Genomic DNA, 18610 nt, shown 5'->3' with positions numbered 1-18610 from the left:
CATGACAGCGCCCTTCGGTGGCCATGACGCTGAAACGGATGACCTGGCGCGGTCAAGAGATCGCCGGTTGTGCGGTGTTATATCGGTTTCGGCCGGTGTGTGCGCCGTACGGCCGGGGCCTGTCCGTCCGCCCCCGTGGCGGTGCCGCGCCGACCCGTACCCGATGTCTTCGAGGCTGATCCATGAAGGCCATGACCACGTCCCGCACGCTTCCCCCGGCCCTGGCCGCAGGAGTGCTCGTCGCCCTGGCCCTGTCGGGGCTGGGGCCCCGTGACCGCGCCACATGGATCATGGAGACCTGCTGGGTGCTCGTCGGCCTGCCGTTGCTGGTCCTGGTGTGGCGACGCTTTCCGCTCAGCCCGCTGCTGTGCTGTCTGCTCGCCGTGCATGCACTGGTCCTGATCGTCGGCGGTCACTACACCTACGCAGAGGTCCCCTTGGGGCACTGGCTTCAGGACGCTCTGGGCCTCTCCCGCAATCCCTACGACCGCATCGGGCATCTGGTGCAGGGCTTTGTGCCCGCCATCCTGGTCCGCGAACTTCTGGTTCGCACGTCCCCGCTGCGCGGCAGCGCCTGGCTGGCCCCGCTGACGGTCTGCGCCTGCCTGGCCTTCAGCGCGTTCTTCGAGTTGATCGAGTGGTGGGCCGCGCTGGCCGGCGGATCCGCCGCCGACGCGTTCCTCGCCACTCAGGGGGACCAGTGGGACACCCAGTGGGACATGGCCTGCGCCCTCCTCGGGGCGGTCGTCTCGCTGCTGCTCCTCAGCCGCCTCCACGACCGCCAGCTGGCCCGCTACGGGGCGGGAGGGGGCCGGAGCGCGGTGCGCCCGGCTGCCTGATCCCGCTCCGGCCGCGTGAGCGGGTGGTGAGCCGTTCCTGGAGGGCGCGGTCCTTGTCGTCCGCACGTCCGACAAGGGCCGCTCGTCGTTCTTACGGCCTCAACGCTCCCGGATCCGGGACGAGGTGCCCGGTGGTGGCCCGGTCGACCCGCGAGGCGCACCGTCCACCGACTCGACGCCGTTCCCTCACACCCGAGCGGAGAAGGGGCAGGCCCAGTCGGCCGGTTTGCGCCGGCCCGAATAGCGCCGGGCCTCGGAGAGCTGCTCGTACTCCACGAGGTTGGGGTTGATATTGCCCTGGAGCTCGATGTCCTGCTTGCGGATCTTCTCCTGGAGCCGGTCCCACAGGCCCGCGGCCTTTATTCGGTCGAACTGGTTGTGGGAGTTGAAGGCGAGCATCGGGAAGGGCGGGCGGCGGCCGATGCGGCTGTGCGTTTCGTGCAGCCCGATCACGAAGAACGGATGCCCGGCGACGCTGTACGCGAAGGCACCGGACGACGGGTCGCGGTCGTAGCCCTCGGCCCAGGGATGCGTGAGACTGTCATGATCGTGGACGGCTTGGAGCTGCTGCCACATCAGAGCCTCGAACTCGATGTCCGTCACGTCGAGGGGGCCCGAGAAGGTGGCCACGAAGCTCGTGAAGGGCTTGGCGGCCCAGTCCACCGTCTCCACATACGCCTGGAGATCAGCTGCCATGTCCCGGGCGACTTCGTCATCCCCGAACCACGTGTAATGGCGGTGGGTGATGCCACCTTGTCGCCATGCCGAACGGCCGGCCAGGCAGGGGAAGGCGTCGCCGAGCAGGAACCGTCCGACTTCGGTGGCGGCGTCCACTTCGGTGGCGGCGGTGGCGTCAACCGTCATGTTCGTGACCTTCGGTAAGGGGGGCAACACCCCTGGTGGGGGCCCTGCGGCGGGGGGACCCTGGCAGTCAAGATCGGGCAGGGCCGGTTCGTCAAGACTCGGCCGTATTACCCCTCTGCGACTGCCCTTACCGACGGCGTCTGCACCGCTTTTGCGGTGATTTGACCCCTATCGGGCCGCGACCCAGTCTCGGCCGTCGGACAGCTCGCTCTCCCCGCAGGGCTTCTTATCGATCTTCATCGTCTCAGACGTCAAGGGCACCTGATCGCCACGGTGGCCCCTCGACGTCCCCGAGCCCCGCTCCGCCAACCCCTCTGCGCCGCTCCGCGCGCCCTCGGCGGGCGGCTGCTCCCGGCGCGAGGCAGACGCCCGTCCCCGCTCCGCACGCCGATCGCGGCCCGTCCGCACGCCGATCGCGGTCCGTCTGTCGTGCGCCGGCCGCGCCCCGTCTGCTGGCTGCACGGGGCGGCACCGGCAGACGGGAGCGGGACCCGGGTCAGGCGCGGGCGGTCGCGGCCTCCTCAGGGGCGTCCGCGGCATCGGTTTCCCGGGCCTCGGCGCCGGCCTTGGGGGCGGCGGCGGGGAGGGAGTAGAAGACGCTCCTTCCCTGCTTGCTGCGGTGTGCCAGACCCTTGGCGACGAGCGAGGTCTCCAGGGTGTTGCGCACGGCGGTCTCCGGCGCCGTGTGGTCCGGGTGCTCCTGCGCCAGCAGCTTCGTCAGCTCCGTCACCGTACGCGGCTGCTCGTCGAGCAGTCCGAGCACGCGGTCGACGCGGGTGGAGTTCCGCTGCCGGGCTTTGCCCTTGGCCGGTGTGGCCTTCCGTGCCTTCTTCGCGCTGCTCGCTGTCTTGGCCGTCTTGGCCGGGGCCTTCTTCGCCGGCTTGGCCTTCGGTGCGGCAGGCTTTGCGCGTCGGGCCGCGGGTACGGTCACCGGTTTCGGCGCCGTGGTGTTGTCGGTCTCCACGGGCTGCGCTGCGACAACTGCTTCTTCCTGAGGATCCGTTCCGAGGTGCTGTTGCAGATCCTCCAGTTTGGCCCGGAGCTTCTGTAGCTCGTCGATCTCCTTCGCGATGCCCTTCAGCTTGGCGGCCACCTGCACAGCGAATTCCGAGTCTGACATGAAACAGCCTGCTCTCTCTTGCCTGATCGATCTACGGTTGGCTGGATGTTACTCATCTCGCTCCGCAATTAACCCGGCCGCGCTCCGTTTTGTCGTCGCGCGCATGGTGTCCGCGCTCGGATATGCGAGCGAACAAGCCCACCGTCATGGGGTGTTCGGATGCTGCCCAACCCGTCTTTGGCGGTCAAGAAAGGGGACATGAATGAGCCATACGGGCTTTGGTCGCGGCCCCCCACCGGGTTGACGGAGGAGCTGAACTCCGTCCGCTTGTCACTCCTTTGAGTCTTCCCGTCGGCGCTTCCGTCATGGTCTCGGCACCCCTGCCGGGGGTGGAGCCACTGCGACGCGACGGCATCGAGTTCAGATCGCCGCCCCAGGAGTGGAGCGTCTCGACACTGGCCGACCGGCAGGAAAAAAATCACCGTCGCCGTCCAGAGCACCACCGGTCGCCAGTGGCCAGTCGCCGGTCGCCCTTCCCCTGTCGCGCTGCGGGGCGGACGTCCCACCCCGCGTAGTCCTCGGATGGCCCACCACCACGTGCGCAGCACCGCGACCGGTTGTAGGACGGACTCGACGGGTGTGGCGGTGGGAGGAGCGGCTCGGGATGAACATCGTTGTTGACCTCAATCGATGTCAGGGGTATGCGCAGTGCGCGTTCGTCGCTCCCCGTGTCTTCACGATGCACGGCGAGGAGGCCCTGCTGTACACCCCGGCCGTCCCGGACGACCAGCAGGGACGTGTCCTTCGTGCCGAAGCCGCGTGTCCGGTGCAGGCGATTCTCGTGGGCGAGGAGGCGGGCGCCGGTGCACGGTGAACCACGCGATGGCCGCATCGTGATCGTCGGGGCGTCGCTCGCGGGGCTGCGGGCCGCCGAGACGCTGCGCGAGGAGGGGTTCGCCGGCACGCTGACTCTGATCGGGGAAGAGCCGCACACCCCCTATGACAGACCGCCGTTGTCCAAGCAGGTGCTGCTCGGGACGGTGTCGGCGGACAAGACCGGGCTGCCGCAGCGCCGCGAGGTGGACGCGGAATGGAAACTCGGTGTGCGCGCCACCGGACTCGATCCGGTCGGGAAACAGGTTCTCCTCGCCGACGGTGAGAAAGTGCCTTTCGACCGGCTGCTGATCGCCACCGGAACCCGTGCCAGGCCCTGGCCGAACCCTGCCGAGGCCGCCTTGGACGGCGTGTTCACCCTGCGCACCATCGAGGACGCCGGCCGTCTTGCGGAGCGCCTCGATGCCGGACCGCGACGGGTCCTTGTCGTCGGTGCCGGGTTCACCGGGTCGGAGATCGCCTCCGCCTGCCGGGAGCGCGGTCTCGAGGTGACGGTCGCGGAGCGGGGTCCGGCGCCGCTGGTCGGTGCGCTCGGCGGAACGTTGGGGGCGCTTGCAGCGAAGTTGCAGCGCGCGCACGGTGTCGATCTGCGGTGCGGAGTGACCGTCACCGCGCTGGAGGGCAACGGCCGGCTCACCGGCGCCCGGTTCTCCGACGGTACGGGGATCGATGCCGATGTCGCCGTGGTGGCCCTCGGCGCGGTCCGCAACACCGAGTGGCTGGCCGAGTCGGGGATCGCCGCGGGCCCGCGAGGAGTGACCTGCGACGCGGGGTGCCGGGCTTTCGACATGTACGGGATCGTCACCGACGACGTCTTCGCCGCCGGCGACGTGGCCCGCTTCCCGCACCCGCTCTTCGAGTATCAGCTGCTCTCTCTGGAGCACTGGGGCAACGCGGTCGCCCAGGCCGAGGTGGCGGCCCACAACATGATCCATGCGGGGCCGCGCAGACGTCCCCATCTGACGGTTCCGGCATTCTGGTCGAGTCAGTTCGGCCTCAACATCAAGTCGGTCGGAGTGCCCACCTTCTCCGATCAGGTGGTCATCGCCCAGGGCTCACTGAAGGACGCCCGTCTGGTCGCCGTCTACGGCTACCGGGGACGCGTCACGGCAGCGGTGAGTGTGAACCAGGCCAAGTCGCTGGAGTACTACCAGCGGCTGATCGAGACGGCGGCGCCGTTTCCGCCGGCGCCGGGCGCCGCCGACCGGATCGAGTCCCCCGAGCCCGTCCCCTCCGACGTGCCGGACCCGAAGGTGCTCTCGCACGGTCCGACCGTCGCCCTCACCGGTCATCTGCCGGACCGCCGACTGACCTTGGTGCAACCGGCCCGCTGAGTCCACCGCCCCTCCCTAGCGATGAGGAGCCCGCGCATGGCTGCGGACACCCTGTTCCACCGGATCACCGACTACGCCAACCGCGCCGACCCCTATCCGCTCTACGCCGAGCTGCGCGAGGCGGGGGTGGCACGGCAGGAGGACGGCAGCTACCTGGTCGGGACCTACCACGCCATCGAGGCGCTGCTGCACGACCCGCGGATCAGTTCGGACCGCCGCAAGCGCACCGTCCCGGACGAGACCGCCGAGGAGGGGCTTCCGCCGGCCTTCATCGGACTCGACGACCCCGAACACCACCGGCTGCGCGCCCTGGCCATGCGCTCCTTCGGCCCGCCCCACACGCCGGACCGGATCGACGGCATGCACGACGAGATCACCAGGATCGTCAAGGACCTCATCGGCTCCTTCCGGGGCGAGGAGCGGATCGACGTCGTCGACGACTTCGCCTATCCGCTCCCCGTCACGGTGATCTGCCGTCTCCTGGGTGTACCGATCGAGGACGAGCCGCGGTTCCGTGAGTGGTCGGACGCGATCGTCGCCGGCATCGATCCCACCCCCGGGGAGGACCCCACCGAGCGTCCGCGCGCAGCCGCGGAGGCCCGGAAGGCGATGGGCCTGTACCTCGGTGAGCTCGCCGAGAAGCGCCGTACCCATCCGTCCGACGACATGCTCTCCGCATTCGTCGGCGGAGACAGCTCCGAGGGGCAGCTCACTCCGCTCGAAATCATGACCACCTCCGTGCTGCTGCTCATCGCCGGTCACGAGACAACCGTCAACCTGATCAGCAACGGCATCCTCACCCTGCTGCGCCACCCCGACGAGCTGGCACGCCTCCGCGCCGAACCCGCCTTGATGCCCCACGCGGTGGAGGAACTCCTGCGCTACGAGCCTCCTGTCCAGATGCTCCCGCAGCGCACCCCGTTGGCCGACATCGAGGTCGCGGGCGTCACCATCCCCCAAGGCGCGCCCCTCATCCTGCTGCTCGCCTCCGGCAACCGCGACCCCCTGCGGTTCCCCGACCCCGACCGCTTCGACCCGACCCGCGACGACCACCAGCACCTCGGCTTCGGCAGTGGCATCCACAGCTGCTTCGGCGCACCACTCGCCCGTCTGGAGGCGCAGATCGCACTGAACGAGCTCATCCAGTACCTCGACCATCCCCGACTGGTCGAGGACCCGCCTCCTTACCGGCGCAGCCCCGTACTGCGAGGCCCCCGGCACCTTCTGGTCGAGAGCGGCTGAGGGCGTCCAGGGCGCCCGCCGAAATGCGCGGCGGAATCAGCCCGCGGCCGGCTTTCCGAAGGCCGCCACGATCAGGTCCATCACGGTCTTGCTGGTGTCCTGGCCCTTGGCGTTGGTGGAGTTGACGCTGTACACGAGGGTGCGCGAGAGGTCCCGGGTGCCTCCGATGCCCGAGTTGTAGCCCCGGCGGCCGCCGGACTTGCCCCATACCTGGCGGCCGCCCAGCTTCCAGGAGGTGAGGCCGACGGAGAAGGCGGCGGGTCTGCCGGTGGAGTAGTCGCGCACCGAGTCGTCCGGCAGCGTGAACATCTCCTCGAGCAGCGGGCCGCGTACCACCCGCCCGCTGAACAGGGCCTTGGTGAAGCGTTCCAGATCGGCGGTGGTGGAGATGAGGTCGCCCGCCGCCCAGCCGTCGGTGGTGCCCCATACGCTGACGTCACGCAGCCCGGTGCTCCCGTCGTCCGGAGTCATCCGCTGATAGCCGTGGTTGTGCGGGCCGTGGATACGGGGGTCGGTGCCGGGGAACGAGGTGCCGTGCAGGGCCAGCGGCTTCAGGATGCGGCGCGTCACCTCGCTCTCGTACCGGTGGCCCGACACCCGCTCGATCAGCAGACCCGCCACCGTGTAGCCGATGTTCGAGTAGTTCTGCTGCGTTCCCGCCGGGAACAACCGCTTCTTGGCGGTCGCGTCGGCGACCATCTCGCGCGGCGAGAAGACATGGAAGCGGTTGGCGTACCACTCCTCGACCGTTGTCCCCGGGAAACCGGGGGAGGGCAGTCCGCTGGTGTGGTTCAGGAGCTGGCGCACGGTGACCTTCTCGTACGCCACCGGGATCAGGTCCGGCAGATAGCCGCGGACCGGGCGGTCCAGGTCGACCTTCTTCTCGGCGGCCAGTTGAAGCACGGTGGCCGCGGTGAAGACCTTGGTGACGGAACCGGCGCGGAAACGGGCGTCCGGGTCGGCCCGGCGTCCGGACGTCAGATCGTGCACACCGGAACTGCCGCGCCAGCGGCCGTCACTGCCGGAGATCCGCACCAGAGCGGCCGTGGCACTCGCGTCCGGCAGCCCGGCGATCGCGGCCGTCAGCGCCTCGGCATCCGGGGCGCTGTACGCGGGCGTGGTGGCCGCGGCCCTCGGGGCGGAGGCGAGGGCCGGGCCGGCCGCGCCCGTTGCGATCCCGAGGACCAGGGCCGTGGCGAGGACGGTGCGGGCGCGAGCGTTCATCGTGGGACCTCCGTGGCGTGGCATCCGGGACGGTCACCGTGTTGACCACACGAATCGTCAACTCCCCACCCCCATGGGGGAGGTTACAAGCGGGATCCTCGCCCGGACCCGGAACCCCCGGCCGCCGGGCCCCGCCCCGGTGCCGACGGAGCCGCCGTGCGCGGCGGCACGCTCCCGGATGCCGATCAGTCCGTGCCCTGTCGTGGTCCCGGGACCACGCCCGTCATCGGTGACGGTGATCATCAGTTCAGCTGCTGCGTAAGCGAGTCGGACGGACACCTGCTCCGCCGCCGCGTGCTTGACCGCATTGGTCAGGGCCTCCTGCACGATCCGGAACACCGTGGCCTCCGTGTCCGGCGGAAGCGGCCGGACTTCCCCCGTCGTGCCGTACACGACCGTCAGACCGCTGGTGCGGACCCGCTCGACCAGGTCCGGCAGCTCGGCGAGGGCGGGCTGCGGCTCGCGGGGCACGGATGCGGCGGCGCCGTCCTCGCGCAGCACGCCGAGCATCCTGCGCAGTTGCACCATCGCGTCCCTGCCGCTCTCCGAAATCGCGTCGAACGCCGCCTCCGCCCGCTCCGGCGCGGTACGGACCGCGACCGGGCCGGCCTCCGCCTGCACGATCATCAGGCTCACCGCGTGGGACAGGATGTCGTGCATCTCCCGGGCGATCCTGGCCCGTTCCCGGGCGGCGGCCTGTTCGGCCTCGATGCGATGGGTGAGCTCCAGCTGCCTGGCCCGGTCCTCCACGGCCCGGGTGTAGGCCCGCTGGGTGTCGGTGAGCCGCCCGAAGACGTAGGCCGCCGAGAACGTCATCAGCGAGAACACCAGCTCCCGCGTCTCGCCCGTGTTCCCCGCCGCGGCGGGGAAGACCGACGCGAGTGTCAGCGCGCCCACGATCCGACGGGCGAACCGCGGCGCGTGGGCGGCGACCGAGCAGAGCGCCACCAGGCCCGTGTACGGAAGCATCTGCCCCGGGCCGTCCACGGCGATCGCGTACAACGCCTGGGCCGCCATGACCGCGAGCAGCACCCGTACCGGCGCCCGGCGCCGCCACAGCAGCGGGAGTACCGTGAGCGTGGTCAGAAGGTAGGCAACCAGGGTCGCGGGTTCCAGGCGCGGGTCGCGCGGGATGACCCATGGCACCGACACCGCCGCCTGGACCAGCAGTGCGCCCCCGATGTCCGTCAGCCAGGGACCGGTGTCCGACAGCGCCCGTATCCGTGCCCATGCACCCCGTATGTTCATGGGCCGAGCAGCTTACGCCTGACGGCACGAGCCGGCGTTGGCGGCCGCTCCCACCGTCCCTGAGGGCCTGGAGCGGAGGGTCAGCGGGCGCCGAGCCGGGTCAGGACTTCGTGGGCGGCTCGCTCGCCGGAGCGCACCGCTCCCTCCATCAGTCCGTGCATCAGCGTTGCCGACTCGGTACTGGCCCAGTGGATCCGGCCCACCGGCTCCCGCAGCGCGCTGCCGTAGTTGGTCAGCGTGCCGGGCGGGAAGTGGCCGATCATCCCGCCCAGCGACCACTGTTGGGCGGACCAGTCGGTCTCCAGATACTCGGTGGGGCGGCGCGCCTGCGGACCGAACCGCTCGGCCAGCGCGTCCAGCCAGACTTCTCGCCGCTCGGCCGGGTCCAGGCGAGAGATGCGCAGGGCTCCGGTGCTGAACGCGTAGCTGCTGAGTACACCTGGCCGTCCCGACCGAGGCGTCTGGTCGATGGTGAGCTGGACGGCGGACTGCGGCGCGAGCGTCTGACCCGACAGGTGCTGCTCGCGCCAGAACGGCTGGGGGTACGCCGTGTGCACCCGGATGATCGCCCCTGGTACCACGCGCTGCAACAGATGGCCGCACGCGGTGGGAAGCGGCGGGTCGAAGCTGATCCGTCCCGCCAGCACCGGCGGCGCCGCCACGATCACGCGCTGCGCCCGCACGACACACGAGGTGGAGACGACCTTCACGCCGGTGCCGTCGTGCGCGATCTGCTGAACGGGGCTGGACAGGTGCACCCTCTCTCCCAGGTGCTCGGCCATCCGCCTCGCCAGTTCGGGGGCTCCGCCGTCCACGAGATGGGTTTCGGTTCTGCGGGAGTCGGTGTAGTAGTGGAAGCCGCCGCCGCCCCGGGCCAGGGTGAGGGCGCCCAGCAGCGAGACCTCCGCCGGGTCGGTGCAGAACAGCAGATTCATGGCCGACCCGAGCAGGGTGCGGGCGGTCGCCGAGGGCACGTTCAGCGGGCCGGAAAGCCACTGCCCGAGCGTACGAGCGTCCCGCGCCCGGGCACCCCGGGCGCGCCAAGGGGCATCCGCCGGGAGGCGCCGCGCCATCAGATTCAGCCGCACAAGCGCCAGACCGAGGGCGATGAGCGTCCCCGGGCCCGCGGCGGGGATGCCACCGCGGTAACGGTGGTTGACTCCGTCCAGGCGCAGGATGTGAGCGCCCCGCTTGTACTGGGGATACACCTCAAGTCCCAGCTCCTTGCAGAGCTGGAACATGCGGTCCTGTCCCTTGCCCAGCCAGGTGCCGCCTGCCGATACCACCGTGCCGTCGGGCAGCGCCCGGTTCCACACCCGCCCGCCCACCCGGTCCCTGGCCTCGAGTACCACCACCTCGAGACCGCACTGCACGAGTCGTCTCGCGGCTGCGAGCCCGGCGAAACCCGCGCCCACCACGCATACGTCTGCCTGTAGCCGTTCCATGATCCACCTCCACGGTTCAGCCTCGCCCACCGAGCCCGGCTCCGCCCGGCGAGTGGGCGCGCCGGGCGGTGTTCCTGCGGCGTCACTCCGCCAAGAGAGCGGCCGGGCTCCAGGTGCCCCACGTGGCTTGCCGGCCCGTATGGGTGATCGTGCGCGTCACGACGTCGTACGCCCCAGCCAGGACACGGTGGCCGAGGAGTACGCGGCCGGGTGGCGTGACGCGTTCGAAGGGAAGCCGTTCGGCCGGGCGCTCCGACGGCCGGCCGGCGAGGAAAAGGCGTCGCCCGTTCCGGGAGCGGGTTGCGATCATGGGAGGTCCGTCTGCCGCACGTTGTGAGGAAGCGTCATGGTGCCTGCCGTTCCTGCCGTTCCTGCCGATCCGACCGTGGTGCACCCGATGCCCGAGCAGCCCCGGGTGGTGCTGCTGAAACCGCTGGTGACCTCGCCGTTGATCGAGGTCGGGGAGTTCTCCTACTACGACGATCCGGACGATCCGACTGCTTTCGAGACCCGCAATGTGCTCTACCACTACGGGCCGGAGAAGCTGGTCATCGGGAAGTTCTGTGCGCTGGGGGAGGGGGTGCGGTTCATCATGAACGGCGCCAACCACCGTATGGACGGACCCTCGACGTTCCCGTTCCCGATCATGGGCGGCTCCTGGGCCGCACACTTCGATCTGATCACCGGTCTGCCCGGCCGGGGGGACACCGTGGTCGGCCATGATGTCTGGTTCGGATACCGCGCCACGGTGATGCCCGGCGTCCGCATCGGCCACGGAGCGGTCATCGCCTCCGGTTCCGTTGTCGTGGATGACGTCCCCGACTACGGGATCGTCGGCGGCAACCCGGCCCGTCTCATCCGTCGTCGCTTCGACGAGGCGGACATTGCCCGTCTTCTGGCGGTGGCCTGGTGGGACTGGCCGGTGGAGCACCTCACCGAACACATCCCGGCGATCATGTCGGGCAGCATCGACGCGCTGGAGGCCGCCCTCCCGGAGAAGCGGTAGCCGCGCTGCACGCCCCCCGTTCGCCGGCGCGCGCTCGGCCCGGCCTGCCTCCGGGAGCGGGACATACGGAGCGAGGGGCGCCGGCGAACGGTCAACGGGGCTCAGGGCGTGGGCAGTCCGGGCCCCGAGCAGTGCACATCGGCAGGGGGCACGGTCCCGTCGACCAGATATGCCACAGCCGTACCGTCCACGCACCCGTTGCCGCGGCTGGCGAACACCCCGTGTGAGTAGTCGTGGCGCAGGGAGACCAGACGTGAGCCGGGCAGTCGCCGCTGGAGCGTCCGGGCTCCTTCGACGGGGGTGACCGGGTCGTGCGCGGAGGCGATCAGCAGGACCGGCGGGGCCTGGGGGCTGCCCAGCGGCGTACGGTGCGCGGGGCGGTGGTGCCAGTACGCGCACACCGAGGCCTCCACGCCCGTGAGCAGCGGCTGCGGGTCGAGCCGCCGCATCCGCCGGACGTCGGCCATGACGCGGGCGGGCGTGGGGGCCGGGCCGTCCGCGCACTTGACGGTGCGGTTGGCGGCCTCGTACGTACGTGAGGCGGCGCCGTCGAAGGGCTCTGCCGGGCGCAGCGGTCCGGTGGTCCCGTCGCGCAGATACGTCCGCAGGCCGTCGGCGAGGCCCGCCCAGCGCTCGGTGCGGCCCAGCGCCCGGTACACGGTGCGGTCGAACTCCGCCGGCCCGAAGCCGTCCACGGGGTGCTTCGCGAGGCCGTTCCGCACCCGCTGGTACGCGGCGCGGACCGCCGCACCGTCGGCACCGAGCCCGAAGCGCTTCTCGTGCCGGGCGGCCCAGGCGAAGAAGACCGCCCGCTGGCGCACCAGAGCCCGGCTCTGGACGAGATCGAAGTCGTACCACGCCCAGGGTCCGACGACGCTGTCCAGCACCATCCGGCCGACCCGCCGGGGGAATTGGGCGGCGTAGGCGGCGCCCAGATAGCTGCCGTACGAGACGCCGAGGAAGCCGATCCGCTGTTCGCCGAGCGCCGCCCGTATGGCGTCCATGTCCCGGGCGGTCTCGGTGGTCGACAGATACGGCAGGGCGTCCTTGACGCCGTGGGCGCAGTCGTCCGCGGTCCGCCGCAGGGTGTCGAGATAGGCCTTCCCGGCCGCCCGGCCCTCCGGGACGGGGTCCGGCCCGGGGCTGTCGAAGAGGCCGCCCATCGGTCCGCAGTCCGCGGGGGCGCTCGCGCCGGTGCCGCGCGGGTCAAACCCGATCACGTCGTACGAACGCCGCACGCGCTCCGGCAGTTTGGCGCGTTTGGTGACCGCGTAGGGGAGCCCCGAGCCGCCCGGCCCGCCCGGGTTGACCAGCAGGACGCCGCGCCGTTCGGACGCCGGTCCCGAGGCGCGGATACGGGAGACGGCGATGCGCAGGTGCCTGCCGTCCGGGTGGCTCCGGTCCAGCGGCACGCTCAGCTGGCCGCATTCGACGTGTGCGGGCGGGGGCGGAGCCGGCAGGGAGTCCGGGCAGGCGCCGAAGCGGAGCGCCGGCGCCGGCGGGGGAGCGGCGGGGGCGGGGGTGGCCGGAAGCAGGGCGGCGGTGGCCGTCAGGGCGCAGAGCAGCCCCGTGCGGCGTACGGCAGGAATCACAGGTCTCGCATTCGGGAGCGCGGCGACGGGCGCCGCAGTACGTGGTGGCAATGAAAATGATTATCGTTTACAGTATGGGCCGGTCAAGCCGGACGGCCCTCACCGAGGGGCCGCCGGCCCGTCAAAAACCGCCGCAACACGCACGGACAACGCCTGCGAAGAAGGGAAACCGTGGCTCATCTGCTGATGGTCGAGAGCTGGGTCGGAGCGATGAGCAGGTTGCTCCCACGCGCGATCCGTGAGGGCGGACACGAGTTCACCTTCCTCACCCGCGATCTGCACCACTACCTGCGCTCCGCACCCGAGGGCGCCGCCCACCCGCTGCTCGGCGCCCGCAATGTGCTGACCGCCGACACCAACGACCTCGAAACGCTGCTGCCGTATGCCGAGCGGCTGCACTCCGTGCTCGGCTTCGACGGTGTGCTCACTTCCTGCGACTACTACCTCCCGACGGTCGCGCGCATCGCCGGCCGCCTCGGACTGCCCGGCCCGGCGCCCGAGGCGGTCGAGAACGCCTGCCGCAAGGACGCCACCCGGCAGGTGCTCGCCGCTGCGGGAGTACCCGGGCCGCGCTTCGCGGTCTGCGCGGACCGGTCCGAAGCCGCCGCAGCGGCCGCGGAGATCGGCTATCCGCTGGTGCTGAAGCCGGTCGACCTGTGTGCGGGGATGTTCGTCCGGCGCATCGACGACGAAGCGGAACTGACCCGCGCCTACCGTGCGCTCGACGGCTTTCCCGTCAATGCGCGCGGGCAGCGCCGGGCGCCCGTCGTCCTGCTGGAGGAGCTGCTCCACGGCCCCGAAGTCAGCGTCGAGACCGTGACGTTCGACGGCAGTACCCAGGTGATCGGGGTGACCGACAAGAGCGTCGGCGGAGCACCGGCCTTCATCGAGACCGGCCACATGTTCCCCGCGGCGCTCCCGGCGGCCGACCGGGCGGCGGCGGAGGAGACCGCCGTACTCGCCCTGGAGGCCCTCGGACTCGACGGCGTCGTGGCGCACACCGAGATCAAGCTGACTCCCGACGGACCGCGCCTGGTCGAGGTCAACCCCCGGCCCGCGGGCAACCGCATCACCGAACTGATCCGCCATGTCACCGGCATCGATGTCGCCGCAGCCTGCGTGGACGTGGCCCGGGGCGAGCGGCCCGACCTGCGCCTCCGGGACACCGGACTGCGCAGCGCCGCCATCGGCTTCCTCGTGCCGCAGACCGCCGGCGTCCTGGAGGCGGTCGACGGCGGCGACCTCGTGCGCGCGGCGCCGGAAGTGCTCGAACTCCAGCTCGCCGAGCCCGGCACGGCGGTCAAGGAGACCGGCAGCAACAACGCCTACCTGGGACACCTCATGGCCGGCGACGCCGAAGGCCCGGCCGCCCGCCGACGTGTCGAAGCACTGCTCGCCGAGCTGCGCCCGCGGGTGGTGACCCGATGAACCAGGTCGTCACGCGCACCCCCGCCGGCAACGCCCCCGCCCCTGCCGCTTCGTACGACGATCTCGTGGCCCGCGTGCGGGCCGGCGAGTTCGGGCCCGACCCGTCCACCCAGCGGATCGCCGTCGCCTTCAGCACCCGGCAGGCCGTACGCCACGAGGGCCGCGAAGGGGGCTACCGCAATGAGGTGCTGAGCCTGCGGCTCGCCGCGGCGGTCGGCTCCTGCGCGGTGGAGCCCGGTGAGCTGCCGGACGCCGCGATCGAGGACTGCGTCGGCGCGGACCTCGACCGCCTCCTGGGGCACGAGCTGCGCCCGGTGCGGGTGGCCGCCCTCGACGCGTACCTGATGCACGTACGCCCGCACACGCCCGCGAACGGCGCGCGCCCCTGGTCGCTGCCGGCCGGGTCGTCCCTGCGGAAGTCACGGGCCAGGGCACGGGCCGTCACCGGGCTGATCGACGTCGTGCCCGGCGCGCGGGTGCTCGTGATCGGCGTGGTCAATTCGCTGCTGGAGGCGCTGCGGGAGCGCGGTCTGGCGTATGTGCCGTGCGACCTCAAGGGCGGCACGACGGAGTGGGGCGAGCCCGTACGCACCGATGCGCTGGCCGAGTTGGAGCGCTGCGACGCGGTGCTCGCCTCCGGCATGACGCTGGGAAACGGCAGTTTCGAGCCGCTGCGGGAGCATGCACTGCGGCACCGCAAGCCCCTGGTGATGTTCGCCCAGACCGGGAGTGCGGTGCTGCCGCGGTTCCTCGGCTCAGGGGTGAGCGCGGTGTGTGCGGAGCCCTACCCGTTCTTCTGGCTCGACGGCGGATCCGGCATCGTCCACCGCTACCACGGCGAGGCACCCGGAGCCGCCCGGTGACCACCGCCCTCGTGCACCCCACCGGCAACCGGGAGCTCCTCGGTCTGCTCGGCCGCACCCCGCTCGCCCGCGTCACCGCCGATCTGCCCTGCCCGCACCCCGGCTTCTGGGCCAAGCTCGAAGGGCTCGGCGCGGGCGGCATGAAGGCGCGAGCCGCCGTCTCGATGCTGCTCGGCGCCAAGGAGCGCGGCGAACTCCGGCCCGGCGCCCCCGTGGTGGAATCCACCTCCGGCACCCTCGGCATCGGCCTGGCCTTCGCGGGCCAGGCATTCGGCCACCCCGTCGTCCTGGTCGGTGACACCGAGCTGGAGCCCTCGATGCGCCGCTTGCTGCGGACGTACGGAGTCCGGCTCGAACTGGTCGACCGGCCGGCGGCCGAGGGCGGCTGGCAGGCGGCCCGGCTGGCCCGGCTGCGGCAGCTGCTCGCCGAACTGCCCGGTGCGTACTGGCCCGACCAGTACAACAACCCCGACAACGTGGCCGGTTACGGCTCCCTCGCCGCCGAGATGGCGGCCGAGCTGGACCACCTCGACTTCCTGGTGTGCAGCGTCGGCACCGGAGGCCACAGCGCCGGAGTCGTCGCCCCCCTGCGCAGACACTGGCCGCACCTGCAGCTGATCGGTGTGGACGCCACCGGTTCGACGATCTTCGGCCAGCCCGCCAGGACCCGGCTGATGCGGGGCCTCGGCAGCAGCATCCACCCGCGCAATGTCGCCTACGACGCGTTCGACGAGGTGCACTGGGTCGGCCCGGCCGAGTCCGCCGACGCCTGCCGCAGGCTCGCCGCCGGCAACTTCGTCAGCGGCGGCTGGAGCACCGGCGCCGTCGCACTCGTCGCCGCGTGGGCCGCCCGCGTCCATCCCGGTGCCGTGGTCGCCACGGTCTTCCCCGACGGGCCGCAGCGCTACCTGGGCAGCGTCTACGACGACGACTTCGCCACCGCCCACGGCCTGGACCTGACCTGTGCCGCCACCCGCCCGGTCGAGATCCCGCACCCGCAGGCGGCGGAGGCGAGGGGATGGACCCGCTGCCGGACGGTCACCGACCCGCTGGCGCCCCCCGCCGCGGGCGACCACTCGCCCGCTCCGACCGCCCAGCGCCCCGCAGCGCCCGGCCCCGGACCCGTCCAGGCGCCCGCCGCCGGACCACACCTACCCACCCACCGCACCACCCGGAAAGAAGCCCCGTGAAGGTCAGTCAGCGCACCGTACGACTCGCACTCACCGAGCCGCTACGGATATCCCGCTCCACGATGGCGGCCCGCGACGCCGTATGGCTCGGCATCGAACACCACGGCCGACGCGGCTACGGAGAAGCCGTCACCAGCACCTACTACGGACTGGACGCCACCACCCTCGGCCGGCTGCTGAACGGGACCGCACGCGAACTCGCCCGCTGTGCCGACCCGGAGACCGCACTCGAAGCCCTGCGCACGGGCGAGCTGCTCGCTCCCGGCACGCCCGCCGCGGTGACCGCGGCGGTGGAGTCCGCGCTGCTCGACCTCGTCGGCAAGCGCGCGGGCCTCCCCGTGCACCGGTTGCTCGGCAGCACCGGAGCGCCGCGCGCCGCCACCGCCCGCACCCTCGGCATCACCTCGCGCCGCGCGGCCGCGGAGCAGGCGGGCCGCTTGGTCCGGCAGGGCTTCTCCGTCCTCAAGATCAAGGCGGGTGCCCCGGACCCCGAGGACGACCTCGACCGCGTACGGGCCGTGCGCCAGGCCGCGCCGCACGCCCGGCTGTTGCTCGACCCCAACGGCGCCTGGGCCCCCGCCCTGGCACAGGCCCTGCTGCCCCGTTACGCGGACCTCGGGGTCGAGGCCGTGGAGCAGCCCATCGCCCCCGGCGACCCCGAGACGCTGGCCCGGCTCGCCGAAGGCTCGCCGCTGCCGGTCATCGCCGACGAGGACGCGGTCGGCTTCGAGGACGCCCGGCGGCTGGCCGGCCGGGTGCACGGCATCAACGTCAAGCTCGCCAAGTGCGGCGGTGTCGGCGCGGCACTGCGCATCGCCGACCTGATCGCCGGCAGCGGCACCGAGCTGATGCTCGGCTGCCTCACCGCCAGCACGCTCGGTCTCGCGCCCGCCGTCCACCTCGCCGACCGCGCCCGCTGGACCGACCTGGACGGCCACCTGTTGCTCGCCCACGACCCCTGGACCGGCATCGGCGGGACGGACGGCACCGTAGGAGCCGGCGGGCAGCCGGGCCTCGGCGTACGGCCTGCGCGCGGCGGGATACCGCCGGGCGAGACGGCGCCGGAGCCGGTCCGCAGTGCGGAGGCGACGCAGTGAAGATCTGGCACGAGATGCGCCGCTTCCCGTTCGCGATCCGGCTGCTGCTGATCAACCAGCTCGGTGTCAACACCGGCTTCTATCTGCTCATCCCGTACCTCGCCGTGCACCTGGGCGAGGACCTGGGGATGTCCGCCGCGGTCGTCGGCATCGTGCTCGGCGTCCGCAACCTGAGCCAGCAGGGGCTGTTCCTCATCGGCGGCTCGGCGTCCGACCGGCTGGGCGCGCGCGGGGTCATCATCGCCGGCTGTGCGCTGCGGACCGTCGGCTTCGGGCTCTTCGCGCTCGGCGACGGCCTGGCCGTACTCGTCGCCGCCTCCGTCCTCAGCGGGCTGGCCGGCGCGCTGTTCAACCCCGCCGTCCGGGCCTACCTCGCGCAGGAGGCGGGCGACCGCAAGGCCGAGGCGTTCGCCCTCTTCAACGTGTTCGCGACCACCGGCGCCCTGATCGGGCCGCTGCTCGGCAGCGTCCTGCTGCTCGTCGACTTCCGGACCTCCGCGCTCACCGCCGCCGGCCTCTTCGCGCTGCTCACCGTCGCGCAGGCCCTGGTGCTGCCGGCCCACACGGTCGCCCCGGCCACGAACAGCGTCCTCGGCGACTGGCGCGAAGTCCTCGGCAACCGCGTCTTCGTGGCCTTCGCGCTGGCCATGGTCGGCATGTTCACCCTCCAGAACCAGCTGTACCTGCTGCTGCCCGAGGGCGCTCGGCGGGCCACCGGCTGGGACGGCGCGGCCGGCCTCGTCTTCCTCGTCGGAACCGTCGCCAACCTCTCGCTCCAGATGCGGATCACCCGCGCGCTCAAGGGGCGCGGCGACCGGGCGTGGTGGATCGGCGCGGGGCTCGTCCTGATGGGCCTCGCCTTCGTACCGCCGATGGCCGTCGCCGGCCCGGTGCCGCCGTCCGGCGGTCCCGGCGGCGCCGCGCTGCGCGTACTGCCCGTACTGGCCGGGGCGTTGCTGCTCTACCTGGGCGTCATGATCGCCCAGCCGTTCGTGATGGAGCTCATCCCCGCCTTCGGCCGGGCCGAGCTCACCGGCACGTACTTCGGGCTGTTCTACGTGGTCTCCGGCATCGCCGCGGCGGTGGGCAACACCGTCGTCGGCTGGGCCATGGACACCGGTGAACACACCCGTGCGCCGTGGCTGCCCTGGGCGTGCTGTCTGGCCTTCGGACTCGTCTCCGCGGCCGGTGTCGCCTGGCTGCACCGGCTGCGGGGGCTGCCGGACCGGGCGGCCGAGGCGGCGGCCACGGCACCGGCCACGGCGGCGGGAAAGGCGTGACACC

The 18610-nt window shown here is 71.8% G+C and carries 16 protein-coding genes; 10 read left to right on the top strand and 6 right to left on the bottom strand.

Annotated features, from left to right (window positions below):
- Positions 1-191: 191 nt before the first annotated feature.
- On the top strand, positions 192-839 hold the full coding sequence (locus K7C20_RS01175; protein WP_048828511.1) for a DUF2238 domain-containing protein: 648 nt from the start codon (positions 192-194) through the stop codon (positions 837-839).
- 186 nt (positions 840-1025) lie between these two features.
- Here the strand turns inward: K7C20_RS01175 and gntA are convergent, their stop codons facing one another.
- Complete coding sequence (gene gntA / locus K7C20_RS01170; protein WP_030075038.1) at positions 1026-1703, bottom strand: guanitoxin biosynthesis heme-dependent pre-guanitoxin N-hydroxylase GntA; 678 nt, start codon at positions 1701-1703, stop codon at positions 1026-1028.
- 496 nt (positions 1704-2199) lie between these two features.
- A complete protein-coding gene (locus K7C20_RS01165) occupies positions 2200-2823 on the bottom strand; it encodes a hypothetical protein (RefSeq protein ID WP_150127229.1) in 624 nt (207 codons plus the stop codon).
- Positions 2824-3427: 604 nt separating this feature from the next.
- Here K7C20_RS01165 and K7C20_RS01160 point away from each other — a divergent pair.
- The 3 genes from K7C20_RS01160 to K7C20_RS01150 are packed head-to-tail and all read left to right on the top strand — an operon-like array spanning position 3428 to position 6233.
- Positions 3428-3637 carry a ferredoxin gene (locus K7C20_RS01160; RefSeq protein ID WP_030075041.1) on the top strand — a complete coding sequence of 70 codons (210 nt, stop codon included), beginning with the start codon at positions 3428-3430 and terminating at the stop codon, positions 3635-3637.
- Positions 3627-4991: an NAD(P)/FAD-dependent oxidoreductase gene (locus K7C20_RS01155; RefSeq protein ID WP_030075042.1), complete on the top strand. Its 1365-nt coding sequence runs from the start codon at positions 3627-3629 to the stop codon at positions 4989-4991. The genes K7C20_RS01160 and K7C20_RS01155 overlap by 11 nt, the downstream gene beginning before the upstream one ends.
- A gap of 36 nt (positions 4992-5027) precedes the next feature.
- Positions 5028-6233, top strand: a complete 1206-nt coding sequence (locus K7C20_RS01150; RefSeq protein ID WP_030075043.1) for a cytochrome P450 — start codon at positions 5028-5030, stop codon at positions 6231-6233.
- Between the two features lie 36 nt (positions 6234-6269).
- On the opposite strand, the gene K7C20_RS01145 is transcribed toward K7C20_RS01150, so the two are convergent.
- The 3 genes from K7C20_RS01145 to K7C20_RS01135 all read right to left on the bottom strand — a co-directional run bounded on the left by K7C20_RS01145 (position 6270) and on the right by K7C20_RS01135 (position 10150).
- The gene (locus K7C20_RS01145; protein WP_030075044.1) at positions 6270-7457 is read right to left on the bottom strand and encodes a serine hydrolase domain-containing protein; all 1188 of its coding nucleotides are present in this window, start codon (positions 7455-7457) and stop codon (positions 6270-6272) included.
- A gap of 57 nt (positions 7458-7514) precedes the next feature.
- The gene (locus K7C20_RS01140; RefSeq protein WP_030075045.1) at positions 7515-8705 is read right to left on the bottom strand and encodes a sensor histidine kinase; all 1191 of its coding nucleotides are present in this window, start codon (positions 8703-8705) and stop codon (positions 7515-7517) included.
- Positions 8706-8785: 80 nt separating this feature from the next.
- A complete protein-coding gene (locus K7C20_RS01135) occupies positions 8786-10150 on the bottom strand; it encodes a flavin monoamine oxidase family protein (protein WP_053209256.1) in 1365 nt (454 codons plus the stop codon).
- 346 nt (positions 10151-10496) lie between these two features.
- Here K7C20_RS01135 and K7C20_RS01130 point away from each other — a divergent pair, with 346 nt between their 5' ends.
- A complete protein-coding gene (locus K7C20_RS01130; RefSeq protein WP_030075049.1) occupies positions 10497-11156 on the top strand; it encodes a CatB-related O-acetyltransferase in 660 nt (219 codons plus the stop codon).
- 101 nt (positions 11157-11257) lie between these two features.
- On the opposite strand, the gene K7C20_RS01125 is transcribed toward K7C20_RS01130, so the two are convergent.
- Positions 11258-12748 carry an alpha/beta hydrolase gene (locus K7C20_RS01125; protein ID WP_245171173.1) on the bottom strand — a complete coding sequence of 497 codons (1491 nt, stop codon included), beginning with the start codon at positions 12746-12748 and terminating at the stop codon, positions 11258-11260.
- Positions 12749-12919: 171 nt separating this feature from the next.
- Here K7C20_RS01125 and K7C20_RS01120 point away from each other — a divergent pair, with 171 nt between their 5' ends.
- Genes K7C20_RS01120 through K7C20_RS01100 form a run of 5 tightly spaced genes read left to right on the top strand, consistent with a single transcriptional unit; the run spans position 12920 to position 18606 of the window.
- Positions 12920-14176: an ATP-grasp domain-containing protein gene (locus K7C20_RS01120; RefSeq protein WP_209443920.1), complete on the top strand. Its 1257-nt coding sequence runs from the start codon at positions 12920-12922 to the stop codon at positions 14174-14176.
- On the top strand, positions 14173-15039 hold the full coding sequence (locus K7C20_RS01115; RefSeq protein WP_030075052.1) for a Rossmann-like domain-containing protein: 867 nt from the start codon (positions 14173-14175) through the stop codon (positions 15037-15039). The genes K7C20_RS01120 and K7C20_RS01115 overlap by 4 nt, the downstream gene beginning before the upstream one ends.
- Positions 15036-16229: a PLP-dependent cysteine synthase family protein gene (locus tag K7C20_RS01110; protein WP_053209255.1), complete on the top strand. Its 1194-nt coding sequence runs from the start codon at positions 15036-15038 to the stop codon at positions 16227-16229. Before K7C20_RS01115 ends, K7C20_RS01110 begins: the two co-directional genes overlap by 4 nt.
- Complete coding sequence (locus K7C20_RS01105; RefSeq protein ID WP_053209254.1) at positions 16226-17326, top strand: dipeptide epimerase; 1101 nt, start codon at positions 16226-16228, stop codon at positions 17324-17326. Before K7C20_RS01110 ends, K7C20_RS01105 begins: the two co-directional genes overlap by 4 nt.
- Positions 17323-18606, top strand: coding sequence for an MFS transporter (locus K7C20_RS01100; RefSeq protein ID WP_063781281.1), 1284 nt, complete (start codon positions 17323-17325; stop codon positions 18604-18606). Before K7C20_RS01105 ends, K7C20_RS01100 begins: the two co-directional genes overlap by 4 nt.
- The last annotated feature ends 4 nt before the right edge of the window (positions 18607-18610 follow it).

The organism is Streptomyces decoyicus (assembly GCF_019880305.1).
Taxonomy (GTDB): domain Bacteria; phylum Actinomycetota; class Actinomycetes; order Streptomycetales; family Streptomycetaceae; genus Streptomyces; species Streptomyces decoyicus.
This window is presented reverse-complemented; position numbering and strand designations above follow the sequence as displayed.